Consider the following 4,462-nt stretch of genomic DNA (forward strand, 5'->3'; position numbering starts at 1 on the left):
CTGATGGCTGGGCAATGGGAGCCGGATGAGCTGCGAGGTTCACGTCCGGTTCTGAGAGAGCCGGGGGGTGAAACTCCCCCCGGCTACTCACCTCGCTCTTCGCCACCGGATCACCGTTCTCGAACGGCAGCTCGGCGCCGACGCCAGGGTGAGATTCGGCCCCGAGGACCGTGCCCTCCTCGCCGCCCTGCTGACATCACTGCCGCGCAAGGTCCTGCGCCGGCTGCGGCTCCTCGTTCGCCCGGACACCGTTTTGCGCTGGCACCGCGATCTGAGGAGACGGCGTCATGCCCGTACCTGCCGCCCGAAGCGGCCGGGGCGCCCGCCCACGGTCCGCTCTGTCCGTGCGCTCATCCTGCGCCTGGTCCGGGGAACCCGTCTTGGAGATATCGGCGGGTGCATGGTGAGCTGACCGTGCTCGGCATCACGGTCGCGCCCTCCACCGTGTGGGAGATCCTCAAGCAGGAAGGCACTGATCCGGCACCTGAGCGGGCGTCCAGCACCTGGCTTGACTTCCTGCGCTCGCAAGCTGAGGTGCTGCTGGCCTGCGACTTCATCGAGACCGTCACCCTCGCTTGGGCAGCGCCCGTACATCCTGGCGGTGATCGAGGCAGACGAGGGCGCTGGGGTGGCGTCGGTGGTCGCGGTGGACGGAGCGCCGCGATGGGCGGCGTCGGAGGATTGGCGAAGGTGGCAGGCGGTAGAAGGCGATGGTGTCGAATGCCTTGGCCCCATGGGGGTCCGTCTGTGTCGCTACATCGGTGCTGAAGGTCGGCCACGACTTGACCGCTGGTGATCTCGATCAGCGGACGCCGAGCGCCTCGCGTAGCCCCGGGCTCGGCGGTGAGGCCTCGTCGGGGGAGCCGGGCGTGCGTCGCAGGAACCCGTCCACCACCTCGTAGTGCCCGATGCCGCGCAACGGCGGCGAGTAGACGTGGATCGTGATCGCGCCCGCCTCGTGATCCATCCGGTGAATGCCGGTTCCGGGGAAGGAGAACGACTCGCCCGCTCCGTAGAATCCGACCCGCCGCGGGCCTGCGATCGGGAGCCCTTCGTTGGAAACCCTGCCCGCCAGGACGTGTACGCCGACCGCCGATCCGTCGTGGTCGTGGAAGCCGGTGTCGCGAGCTTCCCACCATGTGTTGAGCCACGCGATGGAGTGCTCGTCCGACCACAGCAGCACATACCCTCCGGGCCCGCTCTGCGGCAGTTCGCCGATGTCGATGAACTCCGCGGCCCGGCGGGCGAGCTCGGCGCACTCCTCCGGCTTGTGCGGCCGGTGGGTGGCGGCGAGTCCGGCGAGATCGGCGCTCATTATTCCTGCTTTCTCTACTTGAAAGACATGGAAAAGCTAGCACGGGGCTTGAGATGAGACGAGAGGCGGCTGCCGATCGCATGGTGATCGGCCACCGGCGCTTCCGGACAAGGGGGCGGTCGTTCCGGGCGGTCCTGGTCCGCTGTCGGGGGATCAGAGTCGTCGGGGATCGGAACGCCTTCGCGCCCCCGGCAGCCGCCGAGGCCGCGTGATCATGCCTTCTCCCGTGAGGAACCCTCTCGTGATCGTGCCATCCGTAACATCCGGCCACCCCGGCCACCGCCCGCACCGGAGGGGGATCCCCGCGTGACCGACACCCTGCCCGGCCGCGCCATCGCGGCCGACCGGTTCAGGAAGGCGCTCGCCGTGCACGCCAGCGGCGTCGTGGTCATCACCGCGCAGAACGACGGCATCCCTGTCGGCCTCACGGCCACGTCGTTCTCCTCCGTCAGCCTCGAACCACCCCTGGTCTCCTTCTATGTGGACCGTTCCTCGACCACCTGGCCGCAACTGGGCGCCGCCGACCATTTCGCGGTCAACATCCTGGCCGAGCTGGCGGCCCGCTTCGCCCGCAAGGACATCGACCGGTTCGCCACGCCCACCCGCTGGCGGCCCGGAGCGCTGGGCGCCCCGCTGCTGCAGGATGTCTCGGCGCACCTGATCTGCCTGCCCAACGAGAGAGTCGAGGTCGGCGACCACCTCCTTGTGGTCGGCCTGGTCGCCCATGTCGACGTACGGCACGCCGGCCGCCCGCTCCTCTACCACCAGGGCCGCTTCGGCCGCTTCCTGGCCCACCCCGACTCCTGAGTCCCAGAGCGGAGCGGATGTGAGGCTTGCTCGACTGGGTGCGGGTGCACCAAGACGACATCGATGAGGCCCGCGGACGATGCGACGCCCGGCAGGCGCCCGCGTCCGGCCTGTAGGCCGGGTCCGCAGGATGTCTTACCGATAGAAAACCCACTAAACAAGTAGGTCTTGACGGTTTAGGGATGGCTGTGTTGAGCTGATGTTCGCTGACGAACATCAGAAAGGCCTTGGCTCATGCCTGTGGAGTTCCTCGGGATCGGCGGGACCAACGACGGCTCGGAGACCTCGCCGCGCTCCGGTGCCTCTTTCGACAAGCAGTACGCGCTGCGGCTCGCGCGCGCCCATCAGGAGTACGGCTGGGATCGGGTGCTGTTCGCCTACGGTTCGGGCTCGCCCGATCCGGCGCAGGTGGCCGCCTACGTGGCGACCAGGGTCGAAGACCTGCAGATCCTTCTGGCGCACCGGCCGAACGTGTCCTATCCGACGTACGCGCTCAAAACCTTCGCCACCCTCGACCAGATCAGCGACGGGCGGCTGACGGTGCACTTCATCACGGGCGGCAACGACCGCGAGCAGGGCAGGGAGGGCGACGTCCTGACCAAGGACGAGCGCTACTCCAGGACCAGGGAGTACATCCAGATCGTCAAGGAGGGCTGGACGTCGAGGGAGCCGTTCGACCATGAGGGCGAGCACTACTCCTTCAAGGACTTCGTCTCTGACGTGTTCCCGGTGCAGCAGCCGCGCCCCAGAGTGTCCTTCGGCGGCTCGTCGGAGGCCGCCTACGCGGCGGGCGGGGCGGAGGCCGACATCTACTGCCTGTGGGGGGAGCCGCTGGCCGAGACGGCACAGCAGATCGCCTCGGTGAAACAGGCGGCGTCGCGGGCGGGCCGGAGTGACGTGCCCAAATTCCAGGTGGCGTTCCGGCCGATCATCGCGCCGACCGAGGAACTGGCATGGGAGAAGGCCCATCGCATCCTGGACGATCTGCACCGGGTGGGGGCGAACCGGCGCCGGTTGTCCGGCCCCCCGCAGAACGCCGGCTCGCAGCGGCTGCTCGGCGTCGCGGCCAAGGGGGAGCGCCACGACCGCGCGCTGTGGACGCCGACCGCTGCGGCCACGGGAGGCGCGGGCAACTCGACGGCGCTCGTCGGCACCCCCGAGACCGTCGCCGAGGCCCTGCTGGACTACTACGATCTGGGCGTCGAGATCCTCTCGGCCCGAGGCTACGACATCCTGGACGACGCCATCGACTTCGGGCGGCATGTGATCCCCCTGGTCCGCGAGGGGGTCGCCGAACGGGACCGGCAGCGGGCGGCCCGGGCGCGGCTGAGCCCGGTCGCGCCATGACCGCTTCCCCGGCCGTCCTGGACGACCCGGTACGGGCCTCGCTCCTGGGAGCGCACGCCCATCTGACCGAACGGCGCGGCCGCGTGTTGCGCTATCCCCTCGACGTCTCGCCGTTCCTGTCGATGCCGCCCGAACCCGGCCCGGCCGACTGGGACGATGTCGCCGCCCTGGTGGGACCCGCCGGGCAGGTGTCCCTGCCCGGCACGGTATCGACGCTTCCGGCCGGCTGGGAGGAGGTGGCGAACGTGCCGGGAGTCCAGCTCACCGGCGAGCGCGTCGCCGGTGCGGACGACGCCGCCGTGGTCCGGCTGGGGCCACGGGACGCGCCGGAGATGCTGGATCTCGCCGGGCGGACGAAGCCGGGCCCGTTCCTGCCGCGTACCGTCGAGCTCGGCGTCTACCTCGGGATACGGTCCGGAGGCGTGCTGGTGGCGATGGCCGGCGAACGCCTGCACCCGCCGGGTTGGACCGAGATCAGCGCCGTCTGCACCGACCCCGCCCATCGAGGCCGCGGCCTGGCGACCCGGCTGGTGCTCGCCGTCGCCGCCGGCATCCGGAGGCGGGGCGAGACACCGTTCCTGCACGCGGCGGCCGCCAACGTCGGGGCGATCCGCCTGTACGAGCGGCTCGGCTTCCGTCTGCGCCGCACCACGGACTTCCGCACCGTACGGGTTCCGGCGCGGGACCCCGTCCTGGAGTACACCGGTGGCCCTTAGTGGAGCCGCGTGGCGCGGTTGAGCCGGAGGGGTTGGCGCGGTCTGGCCTGAGACGCGGCATCGGTCGGCTTATCGCGGCATGCGCGGGCGAAAACGTCGCGCATGGCGCGATAAAGCCATGCGCGGGCGAGAACGTCGCGCTCATCCGCGCAGCAAGGGGAGAAGCTGGTCGCCCTGGCGTCTGATCTCCGGCAGGTAGGGGGTGTCGGAGAGGACGAAGTGGGTGATGCCGAGGGCCTGGTAGTCGCGCAAGGATTTCGCCACGTCCTCGGCCGAG

General features: G+C 70.0%; 4 protein-coding genes. 3 read left to right on the forward strand and 1 reads right to left on the reverse strand.

Going from position 1 to position 4,462, the window contains the following annotated elements; all coding sequences use genetic code 11:
- Positions 1-802 precede the first annotated feature (802 nt).
- On the reverse strand, positions 803-1,315 hold the full coding sequence (locus ACWEPL_RS65000; protein ID WP_452443018.1) for a hypothetical protein: 513 nt from the start codon (positions 1,313-1,315) through the stop codon (positions 803-805).
- 306 nt (positions 1,316-1,621) lie between these two features.
- Here ACWEPL_RS65000 and ACWEPL_RS65005 point away from each other — a divergent pair, with 306 nt between their 5' ends.
- The 3 genes from ACWEPL_RS65005 (at position 1,622) to ACWEPL_RS65015 (ending at position 4,185) form a co-directional block, all read left to right on the forward strand.
- Positions 1,622-2,122: a flavin reductase family protein gene (locus tag ACWEPL_RS65005; protein WP_452443019.1), complete on the forward strand. Its 501-nt coding sequence runs from the start codon at positions 1,622-1,624 to the stop codon at positions 2,120-2,122.
- A 234-nt stretch (positions 2,123-2,356) separates the two neighbouring features.
- A complete protein-coding gene (locus ACWEPL_RS65010) occupies positions 2,357-3,469 on the forward strand; it encodes an LLM class flavin-dependent oxidoreductase (protein WP_452443021.1) in 1,113 nt (370 codons plus the stop codon).
- Positions 3,466-4,185, forward strand: coding sequence for a GNAT family N-acetyltransferase (locus tag ACWEPL_RS65015; RefSeq protein WP_452443023.1), 720 nt, complete (start codon positions 3,466-3,468; stop codon positions 4,183-4,185). The genes ACWEPL_RS65010 and ACWEPL_RS65015 overlap by 4 nt, the downstream gene beginning before the upstream one ends.
- Positions 4,186-4,462 lie beyond the last annotated feature (277 nt).

The organism is Nonomuraea sp. NPDC004186 (assembly GCF_053603495.1).